The organism is Pseudoalteromonas fenneropenaei, assembly GCF_042643375.1.
GTDB classification, from domain to species: Bacteria; Pseudomonadota; Gammaproteobacteria; order Enterobacterales; family Alteromonadaceae; genus Pseudoalteromonas; species Pseudoalteromonas fenneropenaei.
Window position 1 is genome coordinate 73,592 of sequence record NZ_JBHRSD010000028.1, and the last position, 21,205, is coordinate 94,796.

15 protein-coding genes are annotated in these 21,205 nt (G+C 43.0%); 10 read left to right on the top strand and 5 right to left on the bottom strand.

The window, feature by feature from the left end:
• Window positions 1-200: 200 nt before the first annotated feature.
• Complete coding sequence (locus ACFOEE_RS15110) at window positions 201-998, top strand: acyl-CoA thioesterase (protein ID WP_377126016.1); 798 nt, start codon at window positions 201-203, stop codon at window positions 996-998.
• Between the two features lie 42 nt (window positions 999-1,040).
• On the opposite strand, the gene ACFOEE_RS15115 is transcribed toward ACFOEE_RS15110, so the two are convergent.
• Window positions 1,041-1,814, bottom strand: coding sequence for a substrate-binding periplasmic protein (locus ACFOEE_RS15115; protein WP_377126019.1), 774 nt, complete (start codon window positions 1,812-1,814; stop codon window positions 1,041-1,043).
• Window positions 1,815-1,909: 95 nt separating this feature from the next.
• Between ACFOEE_RS15115 and ACFOEE_RS15120 the strand changes: the two genes are divergently transcribed.
• The 3 genes from ACFOEE_RS15120 to ACFOEE_RS15130 are packed head-to-tail and all read left to right on the top strand — an operon-like array spanning window position 1,910 to window position 5,398.
• The gene (locus ACFOEE_RS15120; RefSeq protein WP_377126022.1) at window positions 1,910-3,157 is read left to right on the top strand and encodes a PqiA/YebS family transporter subunit; all 1,248 of its coding nucleotides are present in this window, start codon (window positions 1,910-1,912) and stop codon (window positions 3,155-3,157) included.
• Window positions 3,129-4,787, top strand: coding sequence for an intermembrane transport protein PqiB (gene pqiB, locus ACFOEE_RS15125; protein ID WP_377126025.1), 1,659 nt, complete (start codon window positions 3,129-3,131; stop codon window positions 4,785-4,787). The genes ACFOEE_RS15120 and pqiB overlap by 29 nt, the downstream gene beginning before the upstream one ends.
• Window positions 4,784-5,398 carry a PqiC family protein gene (locus ACFOEE_RS15130; protein WP_377126028.1) on the top strand — a complete coding sequence of 205 codons (615 nt, stop codon included), beginning with the start codon at window positions 4,784-4,786 and terminating at the stop codon, window positions 5,396-5,398. The genes pqiB and ACFOEE_RS15130 overlap by 4 nt, the downstream gene beginning before the upstream one ends.
• A gap of 18 nt (window positions 5,399-5,416) precedes the next feature.
• Here ACFOEE_RS15130 and ACFOEE_RS15135 read toward each other — a convergent pair whose 3' ends face one another.
• Window positions 5,417-5,932, bottom strand: coding sequence for a GNAT family N-acetyltransferase (locus tag ACFOEE_RS15135; RefSeq protein ID WP_377126031.1), 516 nt, complete (start codon window positions 5,930-5,932; stop codon window positions 5,417-5,419).
• Window positions 5,933-5,947: 15 nt separating this feature from the next.
• Window positions 5,948-8,818: an insulinase family protein gene (locus tag ACFOEE_RS15140; protein WP_377126034.1), complete on the bottom strand. Its 2,871-nt coding sequence runs from the start codon at window positions 8,816-8,818 to the stop codon at window positions 5,948-5,950.
• A gap of 209 nt (window positions 8,819-9,027) precedes the next feature.
• Here ACFOEE_RS15140 and ACFOEE_RS15145 point away from each other — a divergent pair, with 209 nt between their 5' ends.
• From ACFOEE_RS15145 to ushA, 3 genes are all read left to right on the top strand, one after another.
• Entirely contained in the window at window positions 9,028-9,444 is a 417-nt protein-coding gene (locus ACFOEE_RS15145) for an MAPEG family protein (RefSeq protein WP_377126037.1), read from the top strand.
• Between the two features lie 129 nt (window positions 9,445-9,573).
• A complete protein-coding gene (locus ACFOEE_RS15150; protein ID WP_377126040.1) occupies window positions 9,574-9,756 on the top strand; it encodes a hypothetical protein in 183 nt (60 codons plus the stop codon).
• A gap of 74 nt (window positions 9,757-9,830) precedes the next feature.
• A complete protein-coding gene (gene ushA / locus ACFOEE_RS15155) occupies window positions 9,831-11,444 on the top strand; it encodes a bifunctional UDP-sugar hydrolase/5'-nucleotidase UshA (protein WP_377126043.1) in 1,614 nt (537 codons plus the stop codon).
• Window positions 11,445-11,589: 145 nt separating this feature from the next.
• Here the strand turns inward: ushA and ACFOEE_RS15160 are convergent, their stop codons facing one another.
• Window positions 11,590-12,507 carry a hypothetical protein gene (locus ACFOEE_RS15160; RefSeq protein WP_377126046.1) on the bottom strand — a complete coding sequence of 306 codons (918 nt, stop codon included), beginning with the start codon at window positions 12,505-12,507 and terminating at the stop codon, window positions 11,590-11,592.
• Entirely contained in the window at window positions 12,507-13,394 is an 888-nt protein-coding gene (locus ACFOEE_RS15165; RefSeq protein ID WP_377126049.1) for a PhnD/SsuA/transferrin family substrate-binding protein, read from the bottom strand. Before ACFOEE_RS15165 ends, ACFOEE_RS15160 begins: the two co-directional genes overlap by 1 nt.
• Window positions 13,395-13,617: 223 nt before the next feature.
• Here ACFOEE_RS15165 and ACFOEE_RS15170 point away from each other — a divergent pair, with 223 nt between their 5' ends.
• From ACFOEE_RS15170 to ACFOEE_RS15180, 3 genes are all read left to right on the top strand, one after another.
• Window positions 13,618-14,472, top strand: a complete 855-nt coding sequence (locus ACFOEE_RS15170; protein WP_377126052.1) for a S1/P1 nuclease — start codon at window positions 13,618-13,620, stop codon at window positions 14,470-14,472.
• Between the two features lie 36 nt (window positions 14,473-14,508).
• Window positions 14,509-17,721, top strand: coding sequence for a TonB-dependent receptor (locus ACFOEE_RS15175; RefSeq protein WP_377126055.1), 3,213 nt, complete (start codon window positions 14,509-14,511; stop codon window positions 17,719-17,721).
• Window positions 17,722-17,973: 252 nt separating this feature from the next.
• Complete coding sequence (locus tag ACFOEE_RS15180; protein ID WP_377126058.1) at window positions 17,974-21,096, top strand: TonB-dependent receptor; 3,123 nt, start codon at window positions 17,974-17,976, stop codon at window positions 21,094-21,096.
• Window positions 21,097-21,205 lie beyond the last annotated feature (109 nt).

A 21,205-nucleotide genomic window follows, 5' to 3' on the forward strand; every position in this document is an offset into this window, starting at 1 on the left:
TAAATACGTTAAAACGTTCGTTGACTCCTTAATAGGGTTGGCAAATTACTAATTCAAGCGCTGCAATAAAAAAAATTTCGCTTTTTTGACATTTTTTTGCAGATTGCTCACTCCTTAGACATTTGACATTAAGATTTGAGCAATTCTGGTTAGACCAGTTTAAGTGTGGTATAGATAGAAAAAAAGCAAGGAGTTACCTAATGAGCACTTTTGATCAGTTATTAGCCGCAGCAAAACAAGCTGATAGCAACACCCCTCTTCAGTTCTCTGTCAGCTGGTGCCAAGGGCGCACCGCATTCGGCGGTCTATCGGCCGGCATGCTCATTGCTGCGATGCAAAGTAAAGTGGACTCCAACCGCCGCCTGCTTTCCATAAGCACCAATTTTGTTGGGCCACTGCTTGCTGATACGCCATTTTTTATTGCTATCGAAGTACTACGCGAAGGAAAAAGTGCCACTCAATTGTTGGCTCGAGCCATTCAAAATGGTCAAACTTGTGTGATAAGTCAGGGTTGTTTTGCCGAAGCCAGAGATTCTGCAATTAAGGTTGATGTCAGTAAACGCTGCCAGCTTGGTCCCGTGCAACCGGAACGCATTTTGCCTTACCAACCTGGTGTGATGCCGGAATTTTTCCAACATGTGGCACTTAATCCCCAGCACGGCGCACTACCTTTCAGTAATGCTACATCTTCTCATCTTGGAGGTTGGATGCGTTTTAAAACGAGCGGCGAAAATATGCATGAAGCCCATGTCGCAGCTTTGACTGATGCCTGGCCGCCAACTCTATTACAAATGTTCGCCGCTCCTGCACCTGCTAGCAGCATGTCTTGGTATATCGAATTTATTGACCAGATTGATATTGCAGCTGACGCGTGGCTTGGACTTGAAGCTATCACCCATCATAGCGCCAACGGCTATGGCTTAGAGGACGCTAATATTTGGAGCCAAGACGGTCGGTTACTGGCGATCAGCCGGCAAACGGTTGCAATTTTTGCATAGCGCAAAATATCCAACGCTGAAATTTAATGCCTGGCGATGCAATTAATCAGTACGCTGGGCATAAATAACCCCATTATTGGCTAAAATTGCCTGATACTCGCCGCTACGTTTTATTTCTTCTAATCCCAAGTTAAACACATCGCGTAACGTATTACTGGCGAAAAACATCGGGCGAGGGGCTGAGTTGAAAAGTATATGGTAATCCACTTTCTGCATTTCATGTTTTTTAGCATATTCAAAGGCATAGTAGTCGAAAACGCGTCGCTCCATAATGATCACATCTGTCCAGCCTTTCATGAGTAGCTCCACTTGAGCAAACTGGTTAACTACCTCTTCATAAGACTTCAGTTGTTTAACCATCAAACGGTAATCTGCGCCTAAAAACGCCGCAGCATTTTGAAACGCCACCACACTTTTACCTTTGAGGTCATAGAAGTTTTGAATAGCGAGATTAGAACTGGAGAGAGTAATTGCGACATTTTGATATTCAAGCACAGGTTCTGTCGCATAGACTTTACCTTCAAAAGAAGGTGGTAAATTAACCGCAGCATCAACCAGACCTGAACTCAGTGCTTGCTCAGCACGTTTATTCGACAGGTAAACGAATTCTATATCCGCAATACCTTGTGTTTTCAACGCGGCACGGATAAGTTCCAATTGGTAACCAGAGTCCCGAGATTGAATTACATAAGGGGGAACGAACCCACTTGCCGCAATTTTCAGCGGTGGAAATGTTACTTCGCTGGGATTTTCGAGAGACAATGCGCCAATACCATAACTGAGCAGCGCTAAAAGCAATAAAATTCGTAAAGTCACGCAGCGACCTTAACCAACCTGAAGTTGCTTGTATTATAATCTAAGTATGGCGCAAATAATTTGATATTTGTAATTAATTTTGAAGGACTCCCAGCGTGAGCGAGCAATGTGTGGTATGTCAACACTGTGATCATTTCATCGCTATGCCGACGTTGAACTGCGGCGAGCGCGCCTATTGCCCTGTTTGTCACGCGCCAGTCAAGGCGCCAGAACTGTGTTCGACACAACACATTTTGGCCTTCGCGATTGCCGCTATTATTTTACTTTTTACCAGTGTCAGTTTTGAATTTGTGTCGTTTGCAAAAGGCGGCTTATTCCATTCGTTTTCTTTGCTCAGTGCGTTACCCACTCTGGCGGAGAATAAAGGCACCGCGCTTGCGCTGTTGTTGGCATTGGTGATAGTGATCTTACCTTTGACTTTACTGAGCATCATCATCATCGCGTATTCGCCGCTGTGGCTGCGACTTAACCTCATTCAAGCGCGGCGTTTAACCAAGTTCCTGTCTTCTTTAGAACCTTGGAGCATGACAGAAATATTCCTACTCGCCATATTGATAAGCTTGATTAAATTAATCAGTTTGGCGGAGGTAAGATTCGGCCTCAGCTTTTGGAGCTATTGTGCATTTGTGTGCTGTTTTGTGCAGGCCATGAACCTGCTGGACAAACAAATATTGTGGGAACGAGTACGCCCTTACCGTCCTCCTAACGACGTCAACTTCGCGTTGTCGGCCTCATCACAGGGGTTTAAGGTCTGTAGCACTTGCGGACAAATCGCCAAAACCTCCCGTTGTCCTCGCTGCCACACTAAATTGCATTTACGCAAGCCCGCCAGCATTGAAAAAGTGCTCGCTTGGTTGATGACATCAGCGATTTTATTTTTTCCTGCCAATTTGTTGCCGATTATGACCACTACTCAGCTACATCAAAGTACACCAGCGACCATTTTTTCCGGTGTAGTGCAACTTTGGCAAAGTGGCTCATACCCCATAGCAACCGTTATTTTTGTGGCGAGCATCTTAATTCCGCTTTTAAAAATGGCGGCCATTACGGCATTACTTTTGCAAAGCAAACGCTTTCATCATGGTGGTAGTGCAAAATACACCGAATTATATCGGCTTATTGAGTTCATCGGTAAATGGTCGATGATTGATGTGTTTGTGGTACTGTTTTTAGTCGCTTTAGTTCAGCTTGGCATATTAATGTCAGTAAATGCCGAAATTGGTGTATTATTCTTCGCACTCATGGTGTTTTCACAGATAATGACTGTGCATTATTTTGACCCCAGATTAATTTGGGATGACCCCAAGGAACCTTATGGCAAGTCCGATCATTACGACTCCTAAACGCAATATTTCACTGATTTGGTTACTCCCCTTTGTCGCGGTTTTAGTCGCGGGCTGGATGTTTTACCAACAGTATCTGCAGCAAGGGCATACCATTTTTATTAAAATGGAAGATGCCGAGGGCTTAGTGATTGGTAAAACTGAAATTAAAGTACGTAATGTGCGCGTGGGTTATATCGAATCTTTAAGATTAGTTGTGGAACAAAATTCGGTTATTGCCAGAGCCAAAATTGATAACGAATACGTCGAGCTCCTTACCGACGACAGTAAACTTTGGGTAGTTAAACCTCGCATTGATGAGACTGGCATTTCTGGCATGGGGACCTTACTTTCCGGTGTTTATATCGAACTACAGCCAGGTAAATCGAAAACAACAGCTAATCTTTTCACTCTACAAGAACATCCTGCGCTTATTTCACAAGATATCGAAGGCAAACGTTTTGCACTACAAAGCCAAGGGGGTGAAGTACTAGATGTTGGCACTGGAATTTTCTTTCGCAACTATAAGATTGGTCAAATCGAAACCAGTGAGTTTGAAATGGAAACTCAACAAATGCGCTATGGTCTATTTATCTATGCGCCATTTGACCAACTGATCGCTGACAACTCGCTATTTTGGCTAAGTTCAGGCTTAAGTGTTGAAATGTCGGTAAATGGAATTTCAATTAATACCGGCTCGCTGAGTAAATTACTCAAAGGCGGCATCTCCATCGATTATCCGCCCGGCAAAAACAAAGGGACTCTTGTTGATGACGGCGCTGAGTTTCCACTTTACGCTACCTACAGCGAAGCAATTGAACAGCGCTTTAATGACTTTGATTACTATCTGATTGAATTTGAACAATCTATCCGTGGCCTCACAGAAGGTGCACCTGTTGAATATCGGGGTATGCGCATAGGCACTGTTGCACAGGCTCCAGCAAAAATGTTGGTCAATGATAAACCGCTACATTTTCGCACTGATGATACTTCTATTCCTGTGGTGATCCGGCTTGAATACGGCAGGATTTTTGAAAATAGCAAAGAAGCCCGAGCCTTTTGGCAAGAAAACATAGAAAAATGGATTAACTCTGGTTTGCGTGCTTCATTAAAAAGTGGTAATTTTTTAACGGGTGGGGTGTATGTAGACTTTGATATCTATGCCAACGCCCCCACTACAAGGATGAGGCAAAATGCTTATTACCCAGTATTACCAAGTATCGCCAGTGGTTTTACAGCACTGAGCGAACAAGTAAGTGCACTATTAAACAAACTCAACGCGTTACCTTTGGAAGGAACCGTTACTCAGCTTAATGCTGCGCTTGGGGAATATCAGGAATTAGCGAAAGGTCTCAATGCCACCATAAGTGAACTAAATAATAATGGCGTTGCGAACAAAATGGCACATAATCTCGATAGTTTAAAACTGACATTAGACCAGCTTACTTCAAGCCTGAAACAGTTTGAAGGAACCCTTTCACATTATCAGAAGGGTTCGTCTATGGTCGAACAGCTTACCAATACTTTGTCTGAACTTGAACAACTCAGTAAAACGCTGTTACCTATTACCAAGGGACTACAAGAGCAGCCAAATATGCTATTGTTCAATAAACAATTTCCTGACGATCCGCAACCGGGTAAACAGCAATGAAGATGATACTAATGAGCGTGGTAACTGCTTCTTTATTGGGCTCAATTGTGGGCTGTTCGCCCACACAAGTTACCGCAAGTCATTACTATCAGTTTAATCCTCCCGTTAACGAAAAATTGTTGGACGTTACTAGTGCCCCAGTGGTGTTATTACGTAAAGTGAAAATACAAGGTGTGAGTCAGTCTCAAGCATTAGTGCAACAGCTGCAAAATGGTGAAACCCACATCGCGAATTATCACTTTTGGTCAGCACCTCTCAACGAGCTGGTCGATCAATACCTACTTGCCTCGCTACAGTCGAGTACTACCGCTGCCACGATTTTACCTGAAGCTAAATGGCTAGGTCGTTATAAAGAAGCCAGTTGGTTTATTGATATTGAAATCAATCAGATGGTGGGAACAGCGAACGAACAGGCGGTGTTAAGTGGACATAGCTATTACTACCAACTCAGTGGCAATGAGTTACAACTTAAAAGTAGCCATGCTTTTAATCATCAAACTACACTGACTGGGATTGGCTTTAACGCTTTAGTCGCGGCACATCAAAGCAACTTAGACAGCTTTGCAACACAACTCATATCGCAGTTAGATGGACTTCAGCAAGGTCAATAAGCGTTCTTTGGTGATCAGTTATGATGTTGTAGGGACTAACTCCATCAATGCAATAGGCCGTTTGTCTTCATTAATAATAATTTGCCCAACGTCCTGAAACGCCAAGCGGCTCAGAAGCTTGCGAGAGCGATGATTGGTATTCATCAATATTGCATTCAACCGTGGTAACTGCAACTTTTCAAAACCAAATTGGCAAATTGCCTGACAGGCTTCAAACGCATAACCTTGACCTGCAACTTGCTCTAGAAAGGCAAAGCCTAAGTCTGGGAGTTGTAATGCACGGCGATGATAAAAGCCACTAATTCCAAGTGCCGTGCCATCATGCAGAGCAAAGATGTACGGTGAACACAAACCATGCACACCGTACGAATTTAAAAAAGCACTTTCAATGTAACGCTTGGCGTCAGAGATGGAGTGGATATTACGATCACCGATAAATCGTTTAAAACCGTCTTGGTTCAGAAGCTGAAAAATAAACTCAGCGTCGGCCAACGTCGCTTTACGCAGTGCGCCACGTAATGTCTTGATTTCCATCTCCACCTCTAGTTATTACTGCTGAGTTTTTACTACGCTGCGTAGCTCTGCAATGGAGTTTAGCTTAAGCGCGTCAGGCAGCGTAGCAAAACCCTGTTGCTGGAATTTTTCGCCCCGCAGCTGCACGTTCATACGCGCTGCATTAGCGTTTAACATGGTTTGCTGATAGTAGGCTTTCAAGTCAGCCAGAGTCACTTGCTCGACTGCCGCAATCATCTTAGCTTTCGAATCATATTCGAAGTTTTCTTTATACCAATCAGTGATATAAGGTGCAACTTCATCCGCCAAATTCTTTGGTTGTTCGGTCAGAGTCACTAAAGCCGCAGCTTTTAACTGCTCGAACGTAGTGTTGTCTAACTGCTCTAACTCCTTTGCATACTCAAGCTTATAAGTATCAAAGCGCGTTTGCATATCCACAGCTGATTTCACTGGCGTTTGGATAAAGAGCGCAAGAGCAGAGTATTCACCGATACTACGCGCCGAAGCGCCAACAGCATAAGCGAGCTGCTCTTCAGTGCGCAGCTTTTCAAACACTGCGGTGCGGAAATGACCCTGCAATACCATGGCCGCGGCTTTGCTTTGATAACCTGGCATTGGATGCACTAACAGATCAATAACCGCAACGTCCGCAACGTCGAGATCTTCTTGCCACTGTAAAGTTTGGCTTGCTTCAGGTAACCAAAAACCGCGCTTAGTATATGGCGTTGCTTGCTGCACTTTAAGGTGCTTCTCAAGTAATTTGGCGACCTGTTTTAGATCAGCTAAATCATAGTTACCAAAGCTGAATACGCGGGTTTGATTGGCACTTAAGGTTTTATCTTGTAACTGTGCAAATTCCGCTAAGGTCACTTTATCTAATGCGGCCAACACGCTTTGTTTGTCGAAGCCACCGTCTGAAAGCAAGGTTGCAAGCTTATTAAACGCTTGATAATAAGGGAATTGTTGTCCTTGATTGAAAATAGCTTGGCGCTGTCTTTGTAACGCTTGTTGGAATGACTGCTCGTCCGTTTTTACCTTAAGTGCAGCCAAGGCTTCTTGCAGTAGTACAGTTTGTTTATCGGTAAACCCTGACATACTTAGTGTCAAGCCATTGCCTGCCGTGAGTGCAAATGGCACCCCAGCCACACTGGCTTCTGTGCTTAACTTGCTTTGCTGTAAATTGTACAAGTCTGCCCATACTGCATATAACACTGCTGCATTCACATCGGTTTTTGCATACGGGGTGTTGATGGCAATTTCCAAACTCCCCTTGGGTTGATGGTTAAACTGCTGACTTGGCAAATGCCAAATTTTTAAAGCGGGTTTATCAATTACCAATGCAGGTTTGTCGGTGTTATTCGCTAACTGCGCTTTAATAGTAAAGTTTTCTGGCAATAAGCGGTTTACCGTTGGCAGTTGTAAGGCAAACTGACTTGGCGCTTGCCATGAAGTGATTTCATCCGCTTCAATGGCCGCAATACGATACTCGCCATCATAAAAATGTAATTTGCTATCCGTCTCTTCATGTTGAGAGATATACCAAATTCGTAGTGCGTCAGCGTTCAGTTGCGCTAGCACTTTGTTCACTGACTTGGCATCAAACTCAGCAAAATGATAAGGCGCATTAATCGCATGACTGAGCGGATAGTCTTGCATGCTTTGGGCAAGTTGGCTGACATAGTTAAATTCGTCGCCTTTTTCCAAAAACTTAAACTGGTTATCAAGCGCTGTTTTGATCTCTTTAAAGTACTTACTGTCTACACCCTGACGTTTAATAAGCTCAATATATTGCATCACAGTAGCTACAATAGCTTCACGGTGCTGCATACCGAGATCAGTTAGTTCAATATCAACAGCTAAGGTGCCGTAATTACCGTACATGGCCGGCTCCGCGTTAGCGGTTAAATTACTTATCCATCCGGCAGCCTTGAGCACTTGTGCAGGGCTGCCTTGCATTTCGTTACTCAGTAAATATGAGACAAAATAGTTTGGCTTATTGGCAAACTCGGCCATGTTATTTGCAATGGTGAAATCAAGTTTGATCTGTTTCACGTCTTCGTTCGGTTTGTAAAAAACACGTTTCTTGGCTGCCGCAGCAAAATCAAGTTGCTGAGTTACGACCGGATCGGCGATTTGTTTGTTTTTGATCTCAGCAAAATGGCGTTTTGCCAGTTCCGCCATTTCGGTCAATGGACGGTTTGAGATCATGGCTACTTTCATGATGTTAGAAGAGTAGTAACGGTCATAAAAAGCAACCGTTTCTTGATGTAATGAACTCCCTTCTTTATCACCCAAGGTTTCTAAATTACCGATTAAGAAACGGTTAGCTGGGTGGGCGCCCATCAAATTACGCGCTAATTTAAACTGACCGAAAAAGTCCATTTCACGGCGCATTGACCACTCGGCATTAACAGCGTGCTTTTCTTTTTCCGAATACTCTGGATAGAGTTTTGGCGACTTAAAAAAATCGGCAAAGCGGTCAAGTCCTTCATCGTATGCATTGTTGTTGATTTTGAACATATAATTGGTGATATCAAGCCAAGTATAAGCATTGTGTTCACCACCATTTTTGGTCATGAACTCGCTATAGCCTTTGCTATCTGGATATTTATCAGTACCAAGGAACAACATATGTTCAAGGTAATGTGCCATACCTTGCTGAGTCATCGGGTCATGTAATAGCCCCACCCCGACGCTGAGCGCTGCGGCAGACTTTTCCACACTCGGATCTGAAACCAGCAGTACTTCAATACCGTTATCAAGTTTTAATGTGTCATACGCGCGGTTGTCATTGGGGCTAACAATCAGCTTGTCATTTAATGCAGAAACTGGTGAAGAAGTGTTGGTGCTATTGCAGCCAGCAAGTACTGCAACACTCAATAGAGTTAAAGTGAATATTTTTTTCATACTAATCCGTTAAAGCTCAGCTTTTTATTACTGCTTGCCTAGGGCGTGTTGACTTTTTAGGTATGACTTTTGTTCAAGTCAAAGGTCAACACGCCCTAATATCCCAAGCATTTCTCTTGATTAAAACTATGATTATGAAATAAGGTAAGTTTTGCAATGTTTTAAGCTAGTCGCTTTGTAACACAACGTAAACCAGTTGGAGTGCTAAAATGCTGGAAAAGTTTCTCGTCCTCACCGTATTTGCCCAAGTAATGCTGACTTTTTCAGTAATGTACATCATGGGTAAGCGTCGCTTTGCTGCGGCTAAAGAACACTTAATAGAAAAGTCTGCATTCACTGCGATGCGTTTAGATTCAGCACCCGATGAAGTGCGAATAGCCGATCGTCATTTCATTAATCAGTTTGAGATCCCGACGCTATTTTATGTTGCCGCAGTGACCGCTTTAGCCGTCAAAGCGGTGAGCGTTTGGTTTGTGGCATTTTCGCTGGTTTTTGTCATAACCCGTTATGCACACAGTGTTGTGCACCTTGGTAAGAATCAGGTACTGCTGCGCTATCGCTTATTCTTAATTGGTTGTGTGATGTGTCTTGCACAGTGGCTGGTGCTACTCATCAACCTGCTTTAGCAGTATAGACGGTCGTATATAGCAAGAAGCAATTAAAAACATTATATTTACAATTAATTGTTCTTTTCTTTGCGTTTAACTTTGCCTAGGATGTGGCGGTCGTCAATCCTAGGCAAACAAGAACACACTATGGATACCAATACAATTTGCGATTTTGGCTTACATAAAGGTGAAAGGTACACAGAATTACCGATCAGTTTTTTGAATTGGATGATTGCCGCAAATCACCATCACGCGCCATTAGCAATGGCCGAAGTAGAACGCCGTATGGCTGCAGTTGAGCGCGTTTGTCCTGAAAATCAGGAATTTTGACCGATATTTTACTGCCAAAATGGAGTAATTGCTTTACACTAACGCGCTCAATTATTGCCGAATTTGGACACAGTATGCGTGTATTAAGTACACTTTTCATCTCGCTCGCTCTGATCTCTTGTTCTCAAGTTGCGCCTTTAGCTGAGTCGAATGCTCCTAGCACCACAACTGAATCTCGTTATCTTACTGTCTTGCACACCAATGACAATCATGGTCGCTTTTGGGCGAATGAACAGGGTGAATATGGTATGGCAGCCAGGCAAACGCTTCTGAAAAGACTGCGTCAAGAAGCAAGTGCAGCTGGTCATGCTGTGATCTTATTGTCTGGCGGTGACATCAATACAGGTATTCCTGAATCCGATCTCCAATTTGCGGAACCTGATTTTAAAGGTATGGCAAAATTGGGCTATGATGCGATGGCGCTTGGTAACCATGAATTCGACAATCCAACCAGCGTACTGGCAAAACAAATTGCTTGGGCGCAGTTCCCAATATTGTCAGCCAACATCATTGATAACAATACCCAGAAGCCAGCCTATCAAGCTTATACCGTAATTGAAAAGCAAGGGCTGAAAATCGCCGTTATTGGCCTTACTACCACAGATACAGCTAAAATTGCGAACCCTGATTACATCGCAGGCTTAAGCTTTCAAGAACCCGCTCTGGTGACTTTGCCATTAGCAAAGCAAATCAAACAACAATATGCACCTGATATTACCATTGCGGTAACACATATGGGCCATTACCATAACGCAGCGCATGGAATTAATGCACCGGGTGATGTCACTTTAGCAAGAGCTTTACCCAAAGGCACTTTGGACGTGATCATAGGTGGACATTCGCAAGAGCCTGTTTGCGTAACTGACAATGGCGCCGAAGATACGGAGTTTTCACCGGGTAAAGCCTGTAAACCTGACAATCAAAACGGCACATGGATCATGCAAGCCCACGAATGGGGTAAATACGTTGGTAAAGCGGAGTTTAAAATAACCAATGGCAAGGTCGAGCTGCTCAGTTACGCGCTGCTCCCTGTGAACCTCAAGAACAAATCAGGCCAATACGTACAGGATCACATTCTGCCCGATCCTGATATGCTGGCATTTTTAACTCCTTATCAAGAAAATGGTGCAAAACAGCTCGAAGGTGCCGTAGGCCAGGTGTCTGGCTTTTTTGACGGCGAACGCAGCACCGTACGTTTTCAACAAAGTCCGTTGGCTAATTTAATTATCAGTGCACAAATGGCTGCCACAAAAGCCGACTTTGGCGTGATAAGTGGTGGAGGTATCCGTGCCAGTATTGCGGCCGGTGAAGTCAGTTACAAAGACATTCTGAAAGTACATCCATTTAAAAATCGCATCACTTATGTTGACTGGCCGGCGCAAGAATTGCTCGCCTACCTCGACATAGTTACACGCTACCCTCCTGATTCTGGCGCATTTTTACAATATCACGGGATAGAGTTTGATATATCGACTGACAAGATCAGCAATGTCAAAATCCAAGGTCAACCGTTGGATATGACAAAAACCTATCGTATGAGCATCAACTCGTACAATGCGTCTGGTGGTGATGGTTACCCAACTTTAAACAAACGCGCAGATTACGTCGACACATCGCGAACTGATGCAGAAGTGTTGAAGGAATATTTGCAACAGCATAGCCCTATACAATTAGACGCTTACTTGTAAACAACGCAATTAGCGCTAAAACTAGCTGTTAGCAAGGTGTTCGTTATCTGAAGCTCAGACTACTTATTTAGCAAAGCGCATTGGCTCAATATAGCATTTTTGTGGCATGCCAATGCGCGTATTACTTATCTACATTCTCGTGTGGTTATTTACCGTGGATCTCAACTTCATCCAATGCCGTTAGTTCAAGACTAAAGCTGTGAAGTTTGGAACGTGACCCTTCACCATGTGCTTTAGGTGGATAAAAACGCGTTTTCATCTCTGGGTTAGACTTAAATGTTTCGTCCAGCGCGGCGCGGATCTCACTTAAAGTTTTTTCCAAACTATTACCAAAATTAGGGCGCTTACGAATGGTATGACCTAACGCCACCAACCGATGAAAGTACTTATCCGCGAGTTCATAAAAATCCTCTGGCAACTCTTTATTGGTGCTAAGCACTTTACCAGGATGTGCCGCACAGTATTCCAACATCGCCAAATAAAAACATAGTGGCTTATTGGCAAGCGCAACACGCTCTGGTTGGCCACTAAGATGAAGAGTTTTGGCATAAAGATCAATGACCAGTTTAGTTTGCAATGCAGTTGCAAGCTGTCCTACTTGTTCGACCACAGCGACTTGTTTGAGCTGCTGCCGATAGCCAAGCAAACACACACCAAATGCCAATAACACGGGTAGCACCAAACCATGCCAAACAAATGGCGAACGAGAAATAAAATAAATATCAACATTATCGTAAGCACTGCGTAGCGTTGCATGATAATCATATTGTTCTGGCTTAGCTTGTAACGCAGTACCTATCGCGACTACCTCAATAAGAGCATGTTGCTCCACCAAGCGTTGATTCAAGTGTTGGATATACTGTGCAAGACGATATTGATCACCGGCATTTTTAAAAAATGGCTGTGCGACACCGGTACGCTCTAAATCAAGTGCTACCCGTACTTCGACACGGGCAACGGCTTCACGATTCGCTTGTTGCGCAGTTGAATACTGTGCTAACAAAAATACGCAGCAACATAACAGCACAAACACCCCAGCCAACAACTTATCTTTTGTAGTCATTATTGGTACTCCAAAGCGAGTTGAAAGAATGGACTTTGCTGGCATTGCCAATAGGTTTTGGGTTCATTGAAGTAACCTGAATTAGCGTCTGCTTCTTCAACTAACAATTGCTGTAATGCACACGCCAGTTCAGTATTGTTTTCATTCATACGCAAGTACCATTTCGTACCCGCAATGTTTTGCGCAATTGGGGTGATATAGTGTTCTGAGAAATGCAGCTTATCTTGCTCTTGCCAGTAAGATGAGATGATGTCTACCTCCCCTGCCATGAGTTTCTGGCGTAATTCACTGTGGGTGTTGGCATACACAATTTTCATACTTTCAACGGTCAAATCTAGTGCTTTAAATTGCTGCATAGGCAAAATGTGGCCTGAGCGGCTAGTGGGATAATCCAGTAAACCGATTCTTTTATCGAGTAAGTAGGCTTTACTAAGTAGGGGTTTTTCGCGTAGCGAGATCAAATAAGCGCTGTATTCCTTAAAGCTAACTAAAGGTTGGTAGTTATGGGTTTGCTGCACTTTGAACGCACTGACAACATTGTCTTTTGCCAACAATACGTCCGCAACGCCCTTCGCCATAAATTCGATTTGCTCTGAAATACTAGAACCGTAATAGACAGAAACAACACCAAATTGTTTAGCTACAACCGGATTCTCACAAAACTTTGCCGCTAATCGTTTTGCCATAGGTGCTACAGGAACATAGCCAACTAGACGCTGTTGGTTGTTTTGCAAAGTAGTACGGCAGGTAAATACATTGCTATCTACTTGGTTAAGCGTTTCACCACGATATTGAATAAACAGACTGCCCGTCATCCAACATAAAACCAGCACCAACACCGCACTAAGTGCAACAATCGACTTAGGAAAGGAAGTCGTTCTCATCATTTAAAAAATTCATTGCGTACGTCGATTGTGTCTATTTGAACAACTTTCCTTACTTATTACAATAGGTAATCTTACTTGTACCAGCTATCTTATTGATATAAAACTTATATTAACAAGAAATTATGAATATGAACAAAGCCTTTTTAGCAACCCAAAAATTCCGGACAATTGACCGCAGCATTCGGGATATTGCCGATTATTTAATCGCTCGGAGATTTGAACTATGCGTCGTTTGACCATCGCAACTACTTTGCTTATCGCAGCTTTTAGCAACAATGTTTTGGCTTGGGGCCAAAATGGCCATCGTATTGTTGGTCAACTCGCTGAAGCCCATTTAACTGACACCACCAAAAACGCGTTAGTTCCGCTGTTAGAGGGGGATTCACTGGCAGAAGTTTCCACTTGGGCAGATGAAATGCGCTCAGCACCGGGGGAATTCTGGCAACGTAAATCTGTGCGTTGGCACTATATTAACGTCACTGATCCGAAAAATATGCATGAACACATTCATGCCGATATCAGCAGTAAAGAACAAGTGCAAAACATTTTGGACGGTTTCTACTACACCATTAACGTGTTGAAATCGGATAAAACCAGTATTGACGAAAAACGCTTCGCTCTGCGCTTTTTAGTTCACCTCGTTGGCGATAGCCATCAACCATTCCACGCTGGACGTGCAGATGATCACGGCGGCAATAAAATTAAAGTTGAGTTCTTTGGTGAAAACACCAACCTGCACAGCGTGTGGGATACCCATTTAGTTGAAAACGAAAACCTGTCATTCACTGAATTCACCAGCTTCATTCAAACCAAAAATCCTGAACTGATCGCCGAGTACTTAGCCAGCTCTCCTGCTGACTGGTTGATTGAATCAAACAATATCGCTGAGAAGCTCTACAACGCGGAACAAACAGAAATGAAGTATCAGTATGTGTTTGACCACATGCCGATTGTAAAAACACGTTTGCAACAAGGCGGTGTTCGTCTTGCTGGGTTATTGAACCTGATTTTTGATGCGTCAAAACAGCATGCTGAGCAAAAGCTGTCTAAGCCTTTGTTTAGCGAAAAAGCTAATTAATTTATAGATAAAACATCACACACGGGAAACAACACAATGAAAAACTTACGCTTATCGAAAGTGGCGGGTGCTATGGTGCTTGCCCTTGGGGTAACGACAAGCGCATTTGCTGCGGATACGTCTTCAGCTATTCGCGGTAAAATCACCACACCAACTGGCGAAGCAGCTGCTAATGTTGCTATCACTATTATTCACCAACCTTCTGGCACAGTTAGTCAACTAACAACCACTGAAGATGGTTTTTTCAGTGCTAAAGGCCTACGTGTTGGTGGTCCTTACAAAGTGATCATTGATTCTGATAAATTCAGCGATACTGAGCTAAACGACATTTACCTCGAGCTTGGCGACACTAAACGTGTTAACTCACAGCTTGAGCCATTAAAAATGGAAAAAATTGAAGTTGCTGGTTACCGTATCGTGCAACAAGCAGGTGGTTCAAACAGCGTATTCGGTGCTGATGCAATTGAAAACACGCCTAGCTTTAACCGTGATATTAAAGATATCGCCCGTCTCAACCCTCTAGCCTCAATTAACGGCAAGGGTGAAATGACGATTGCCGGTAACAACCCCCGTTCAAACAGTTTAACCGTTGATGGTATCAGCCAAAACGATGACTTCGGTTTGAACTTCGGTGGCTACCCTACTCAACAACCACCAGTATCACTTGATTCAATCGAACAAATCTCTCTAGATGTGTCACCTTTCTCGGCTAAAAAAGGTAACTTTGGTGGCGGTTCGATTAACGCCGTAACCAAGTCTGGTACTAACGAGTTTAAGTTCTCTGGTTTTGCTGAAACCTCAACACCAAGCATGTCTGGTGATAGTGTTCGCATTAATGAAATTTATGAAAACGGCAAGCCAGTATTAGATGAAAACGGCCACCGCACTTATGAAGTTATCAAATCAGAGCCAATCCAGTCGGAAAAGCGCTTTGGCTTCAACGTAGGTGGTCCATTAATCGCTGACACCCTATTCTATTTTGTTGATTATAGTAATTGGTCAAGCAAACTAGACGTAGAGTATGGTTTTAATGGCTCTAATGCGACTAACGAATTTAAAGTAAGCAAAGACACTTACGACCAATTTATCTCGCTATTAGACACAAAATACGGTGTTCAAGATGGTTTAGGTGGCGCTCCAGAAGATAGCAACGAAAAAATCTTAGCTAAATTAAGCTGGAATATTAGCGATGAACACCGTGCTGATTTTACTTATCAATGGCAGGACGACCAAGTTGATCGTAGCGCAGCCTTCGGTGGTAGTACTGTAAAACTAAAATCAAATGGCTACACATATCAAACTAAATTCAATAACTTTGCGCTTAAAGTCTACTCAGATTGGAGCGACGTGTTTTCAACTGAAGTTGGCGTATCTTATAAAGATGTCACTAACAGCAGCATCACCTCTACTGACTTTGGTCAAGTAACCGTACGCACCGCAGGTTATAAGAGCCCTGAGTTCGTATTTGGCACTGACCTAAACCGCCATGCAAACTACGCTGAAAACCAAAACTTTGTGTTTGATTTCGATGCAACGTATTTACTAGGTGAGCATGAAATTGGTTTTGGTATGCAATTCGAAAACTTGCGCTTATACAACCTGTTTGCTCCAAACTCGAAAGGTTCGTTCATTTTTGACAGTTTTGATGATTTTGCCGCTGGTAAATTGGCTGTCAATCGTGGTAACTACGAACTTTCATACAGCAATGCCTACACTGGCAACGTAAATGACAGTGCATACGACTCACGTCGTGCAACGCTCGCGCTGTATGTTGAAGATTCATTCTACCTTACTGACGATTTAGAAGTAACTGCAGGTGTGCGTTATGAACGTTTATCGTCTGACGATAAACCGGCTTTAAACGAGCGTTTCCTTGAAACTTATGGTTTCTCAAACCAAGAAAACTTAGACGGCAAAGATATTATCCTACCGCGTATTGGCTTTAAGTATTATGCCTCTGAAAGCCTCACTATTAACGGTGGTATTGGTCGCTTCCAAGGTGGTATTCCGAACGTTTGGTATAACGACCCATTCCAAAAAGACGGTATTACGTTAGTAAACGCACCACGTAGTGCAATTAACGCATACTACGCCAACAATGTGGCTGATTTCCGTGAAATTCCAGCTGAAATCAATGCATCATTAGTAAAAGGTGCGGGTAACGTTGCTTACATCGACCCTAACTTTGAACTACCGTCAACTATTCGTGCCCAAGTTGGTTTTGAATACGAGTTTGATTCAGAATTGTTGGGTGACGGCTTCAAATGGTCAGCAGAGCTAAGCTACCACAAGAAAGAAAACGAAGCCGTTTGGCACAATACCGCGCTAGTATTTGACAAAGTATTAGCAGATGGTGAGCGTATCGTTTACAAGAGCCGTTACGATGGTGACCGTGAAGATACTTACGAAATTATGATGACTAACGCGCAAGAAGACGGCCGTTCGATTATTTTCACTACCTCTTTAGCCAAAGAGTTTGATAATGGCTTTTATGCTTCTGTAAGTTACACGCATCAAGATGTTGAAGAAGTCCAAGCGGGCTCTTCATCACAATCTTACTCAAACTACAAACACAGCTCAACTAAGAGCCGTAACGTTGATTTAGTTGGCCGTGGTTTCTATGAAACTGAGCACAGCTTAAAAGCAAACTTAAGCTACAAGCACGATTTCTTTGAAGGTTACACTACTCGCTTTAACTTGTTCTTTGAGCGCCGTTCAGGTCGTCCAATGAGCTACACAATGGGCCTATATAGAAAACAAGACTTGGGTGATTTTGGTAGTGAGTTAAATACACATAATGCGTACTTAGCTTACATTCCAACTGGTGCTGATGATCCTGCAGTAAACTGGGCAGACTCTGATCTAAAGTGGGATGAATTAAAAGTGCTTCTTGACCAAGCAGGCATTTCAGAACGTGGCCAAATTCTAGACCGTGGCACAGGTACTCAACCTTGGGTAACCACTATGGATCTGAGCATTACGCAAGATATTCCAGGCTTTAAAACAGGCCACAAAGGCCAAGTTTACTTAAGTATTGATAACTTCGCGAACCTACTCAACAGCGATTGGGGTGTTGAGCGTAAGCTTAGTTACTCGGATCAAGTGCTTTACGACCTAAGCAGTATTGATGACCAAGGTCGTTACGTAATCTCTCGTAAATTTAACGGCTCAGATGTACGTAACTACAGCGAAATCGTTACAGATTCATCGTCTTGGAAAATTAAAGTCGGTGTAAATTACAAGTTTTAATCCTGTCCCTCAAAGGCCGCTTTTAGCGGCCTTTTTTGTACAGAAAATTCGTCGAAAATGATGGCTGACATAAAAACGCAATACAGATCTTGTAAAATTGTACTAATATTCTAGGGTTTTAACTGAATATAGGTAAAGTTGTAGCTGACCTATAAACAAAATGGAAATATAATATTTGACGTTTGAATGAGCCAAAAAGAGCTCACTAACTTAATACGGATTTCAACTCTCTAACACGGGAATCAATAAAAAATGACATTTCAAATGAGAAAGACGGCGTTATCTTTAGCAGTTGCGGCGTGTGTGGGTAGCAGCTTTGGTGCGTTCGCAAACGAGACCTCATCTGCGGTTAAAGGTCAGATCATGGGTCCAAGTGGCACCCCTGCAACTGGTACGACTATCACCATCATGCACATTCCATCAGGCTCTACTAAAGTAGCGGAAGTAAACGATGCAGGTTACTTCAGTGCAAAAGGTCTGCGCGTTGGTGGTCCATACCAAATTATCGTTGATTCTGATAAGTTTGAAGATCAACTGTTAGAGAACGTATATCTTTCAATCGGGGGCGATTACCCAGTAAACGTGCAATTAAAAGCAAAATCTGACGTTGAACAAATCGTTGTAACCGGTCGCCCAATCAGCACTATGTCTGGTGGCACTGGCCCAACTGCAACATTCACACTAGAAACGCTTGAAAATGCACCAGCTATCAACCGTGACCTTCGAGACATCGTTCGCGTTGACCCTCGCGTATACGTAGACGACAGCCGTGGTGCGATTCAGTGTGGTGGTGGTAACCCACGTTTTAACAGTTTAACGCTTGATGGCGTTCGTATGAACGACGATTTCGGTTTAAGTTCTAATGGCTATCCAACCATCCGCGCGCCATTCTCATTTGACGCTATTGAACAAGTTGCAGTTGAACTTGCGCCGTTCGATGTTCAGTACGGTGGCTTTACTGCGTGTAATATCAATGCGGTAACTAAGTCTGGTACTAACGAAATCCATGGTGGCGCGTTCTACGACTACACTAGCGATTCAATGAAAGGCGACAAAATCGACGGCAAAGAGTATGACTCTGGTAACTACAACGAAAAACGTTATGGTTTCAATGTTGGTTTCCCGCTAATCAAAGACAATCTATTTATGTTCGCTTCCTACGAGAAGTTGGAAGGTGTAGAGCAGTTTAGCTACGATGGTTTGTCAGTTGGCAACATTTCACAAGCATCAATCGACCGTATTACACAAATCGCTAAAGACAAGTATAACTACGATGTAGGTGGCATGCCTGGTAGCGCACCGGTTGAAGACGAAAAGCTCTTAATCAAAATTGACTGGAACATTAACGACGATCACCGTGCAAATTTAGTTTATAACTACAACGATGGTTTCCGTTTATCGCAATCTGATACAGGCTCAACAACAGTTTCACTATCAAGCCACTTCTACGAGCAAGGAACTGAACTTAAGTCACTTGTTGCTTCATTGTACTCAGATTGGACGTCTGATTTTTCAACTGAAATTCGCGTGAGCAAGCAAGAAGTTGACGGTCGCCAAATTTCAACTGATGCTGCAAGCGGCTTCGGTGAAGTTTCAATTAAAACAGATAAAGGTACTGTATATTTCGGTCCTGATGATTCTCGTCAAGCAAACGATCTAGATTACGATACATTAGCTGTGAAATTAGCAGCGACTTACTACCTAGATAAACACACTATCACTGGTGGCTATGAGTATACGGATCTAAACGTATTCAACCTATTCATGCAACACACTCAAGGTGAATTCCAATTCGCTTCAATCGATGATTTTGAAGCAGGTAAAGCTTCTCGAGTTTATTACAACAACGCAGCTGGTACAAACAACCAAAACGACGTTGCAGCATCATTCTCATACCAACAGCATACTCTTTATGCTCAAGACGAATACAGTTTTGATAATATCGATGCAACACTAACAGTAGGCCTCCGCTACGACAAATACACAAGCGATGACAGACCAACCTACAATCCTAAGTTTGAAGAGCGTTACGGTTATGCTAACACTAAGAACATGGATGGTATCGACCTAATTCAACCTCGTGTTGGTTTCCAATGGTATGTAGATGAAGCATTAGAATTACGTGCTGGTGTGGGTCTATATTCTGGCGGTAACCCTAACGTGTGGGTATCTAACTCTTACTCAAACAACGGTATTACTCAAGTAGGTCTTTCGCCTAAAAACGTTAGCCTATTTGACATCCCAATGACTAACTTCGATGGCGGCACACCTGGTTACGATGTACCTAAAGAACTTTATGATGCAATCGCAGCAACACCGGTAGGTGCTGGTGATGGTAATGTTAATGCTATCGACCCTAACTTCAAGTTACCTTCAGAATGGAAGTATGCATTAGGTGCGACATACACAACTGAAAATGACTATGTTTTTAGCTTAGATTTTCTTTACACTGACAAGCAAGACTCAGCAACAACAATTGATGCTGCATTGGTCGAGTCTGGCACGAATGCTATAGACGGTCGTCCATTGATAGAGAGCAGCAATGGCCGTAAAGAAGAGTACATTTTAACAAATGTTAAAGGTGAAGATGGTCGTGCTTCTGTTATTTCCGCGTCTATCGCTAAACGCTTTGACAACGGTTTTGATTTTACATTGAGCTACGCGTATACAGATTCTAAAGACGTAAACCCAATGACTAGCTCTACTGCAAACTCAAACTACAGCAACTTGGCTGTTTCTAATCCACTTAACCCAGGTTTAGCAACGTCAGATTACGAAGTACCGCACCGCATCACAATGCAGTTAGGTTACAAGACTGAGTTTGTTGATGGCTATGCGACTCGCTTCAACCTGTTCGGTCAAGCAAGCGAAGGTCAACCATACAGCTATCTGTATAATGGTAAAGTTGATACTCAGTTCGGTGATGTAAATGGCACGCGTAACGGTCGTTACCTAATGTATGTACCACTAGAGAACGATGCAAACGTCGCTTACGACATGACAGCTGAAGAACTTGCTGAGTTCAATGCATTTATTTCTGACGAAAACTTAAAGCGTGGCACTATTGTTGGTCGTAACGCACAGAACGCTGACTGGTATGTAAGGCTAGACCTTAAAGTAACACAAGAGGTTCCTGGTTTTGCTGAAGGTCATAAAGGTCAAGTGTTCTTTACTATCAACAATCTAACTAATCTGTTGAACGACGACTGGGGTACCATGGAAAAAGGTAACTTCGTTGGTAATAACATTGTTGATATGAACATTGTTGATGGTAAGTACGTTTACTCGAACTTTAATGCAAAAGCTACAATGCCTACAGCTCAAAAAGACGCTTCTCTTTGGGAAATGCGTGTAGGTGTACGTTATACGTTCTAAGCATCTAGCTTAACGTTAAAAGGCCAACTGTTGTTGGCCTTCAGATTGATGATAAACCCTGCTTTTTTAAGCGGGGTTTATTTTTTCGATAGTTAGGTCGTTTTTTCTA

Bases quoted from the DNA above. Each gene is read 5' to 3' on its own strand.
- ACFOEE_RS15180 (WP_377126058.1), top strand. From the start codon at position 17,974: ATGACATTTCAAATGAGAAAGACGGCGTTATCTTTAGCAGTTGCGGCG.
- ACFOEE_RS15150 (WP_377126040.1), top strand. From the start codon at position 9,574: ATGGATACCAATACAATTTGCGATTTTGGCTTACATAAAGGTGAAAGG.
- ACFOEE_RS15170 (WP_377126052.1), top strand. From the start codon at position 13,618: ATGCGTCGTTTGACCATCGCAACTACTTTGCTTATCGCAGCTTTTAGC.
- pqiB (WP_377126025.1), top strand. From the start codon at position 3,129: ATGGCAAGTCCGATCATTACGACTCCTAAACGCAATATTTCACTGATT.
- ACFOEE_RS15110 (WP_377126016.1), top strand. From the start codon at position 201: ATGAGCACTTTTGATCAGTTATTAGCCGCAGCAAAACAAGCTGATAGC.
- ACFOEE_RS15140 (WP_377126034.1), bottom strand. From the start codon at position 8,818: ATGAAAAAAATATTCACTTTAACTCTATTGAGTGTTGCAGTACTTGCT.
- ushA (WP_377126043.1), top strand. From the start codon at position 9,831: ATGCGTGTATTAAGTACACTTTTCATCTCGCTCGCTCTGATCTCTTGT.
- ACFOEE_RS15165 (WP_377126049.1), bottom strand. From the start codon at position 13,394: ATGATGAGAACGACTTCCTTTCCTAAGTCGATTGTTGCACTTAGTGCG.
- ACFOEE_RS15175 (WP_377126055.1), top strand. From the start codon at position 14,509: ATGAAAAACTTACGCTTATCGAAAGTGGCGGGTGCTATGGTGCTTGCC.
- ACFOEE_RS15145 (WP_377126037.1), top strand. From the start codon at position 9,028: ATGCTGGAAAAGTTTCTCGTCCTCACCGTATTTGCCCAAGTAATGCTG.
- ACFOEE_RS15135 (WP_377126031.1), bottom strand. From the start codon at position 5,932: ATGGAAATCAAGACATTACGTGGCGCACTGCGTAAAGCGACGTTGGCC.
- ACFOEE_RS15160 (WP_377126046.1), bottom strand. From the start codon at position 12,507: ATGACTACAAAAGATAAGTTGTTGGCTGGGGTGTTTGTGCTGTTATGT.
- ACFOEE_RS15130 (WP_377126028.1), top strand. From the start codon at position 4,784: ATGAAGATGATACTAATGAGCGTGGTAACTGCTTCTTTATTGGGCTCA.